Genomic DNA, 1,207 nt, shown 5'->3' with positions numbered 1-1,207 from the left:
CCTGTCATGCAGGCGTGCCCCGCTCGTCTTAGCGTCGACCGGTGAGTTCCGAACCCTCGCTGATCTGGTTCCGCCGCGACCTGCGGACGTCCGACCACCCGGCGATCCTCGCCGCCGCGGAGAGGTCTCCGCGCGCGCTCGGCTTGTTCGTCCTCGACGACCGCCTGCTGAAACCGTCGGGACAGCCGCGGATCGACTTCCTGCACCGGTGCCTGCACGCGCTGAACGACGAGCTCGGCGGCCGGTTGATGGTCGTGCACGGCGACCCGGTGAAGACCGTGCCGCGCGTCGCGAAGGAGATCGGCGCCGGGAGCGTGCACATCTCCGCCGACTACGCGCCGTACGGCCGCCGCAGGGACGAGGCCGTCGAGGAAGCGTTGGGGGACATCGAACTCGTCCGCTCCGGCTCGCCCTACGCCGTCGCGCCGGGACGGGTGCGCAAGGGCGACGGCACGCCGTTCAAGGTCTTCACGCCGTTCCGCAACGCCTGGCTGGAGCACGGCTGGCGCAAGCCCGCCGACACGGACGCCTCCACTGTGGACTGGATGAAGCCCACCAACAACACCAAGATCCCGAAGGCGCAGGAGAAGCTGCCGGACGCCTTGGAGCTGTGGGAGAAGTTCCGCGACGAACGCCTCCACGACTACGACACCACGCGCGACCGGCCCGACCTCGACGCCACCAGCCGGATGTCGGCGTTCCTGCGGTGGGGCGTGCTGCACCCCCGCACGCTCCTGCAGGACTGCGACGGCACGTACCGCAGCGAGCTCGCGTGGCGCGAGTTCTACGCCGACGTGTTGTGGCACAAGCCGGAGACCGCGCGCGAGAACCTCGACCGCAAGTTCGACCGGATGGTGCACGACGACGACGAGGAGCTGTTCGAGGCCTGGAAGCAGGGCCGCACGGGCTTCCCGATCGTCGATGCCGGCATGCGGCAGCTGCTGCAGGAGGGCTTCATGCACAACCGGGTGCGCATGATCGTCGCGAGCTTCCTCGTCAAGGACCTGCACCTGCCGTGGTGGTGGGGCGCGCGGCACTTCATGGAGCACCTGGTCGACGGCGACCTCGCGTCGAACCAGCACAACTGGCAGTGGGTCGCGGGCTGCGGCACGGACGCGGCGCCGTTCTTCCGGATCTTCAACCCGACGACGCAGCAGAAGAAGTTCGACCCGGACGGCGCCTACGTGCGGAAGGACGCGCCCGACTC

The 1,207-nt window shown here is 69.3% G+C and carries 1 protein-coding gene; it reads left to right on the top strand.

Going from position 1 to position 1,207, the window contains the following annotated elements; genetic code table 11:
- Positions 1-41: 41 nt before the first annotated feature.
- Positions 42-1,207, top strand: a 1,166-nt coding sequence (locus tag ACFWGZ_RS41070; protein WP_382456986.1) for a cryptochrome/photolyase family protein, incomplete at its 3' end; no start/stop codon positions are given.

Source organism: Lentzea sp. NPDC060358, from assembly GCF_042725365.1.
Classification (GTDB): domain Bacteria; phylum Actinomycetota; class Actinomycetes; order Mycobacteriales; family Pseudonocardiaceae; genus Lentzea.
This window is presented reverse-complemented; position numbering and strand designations above follow the sequence as displayed.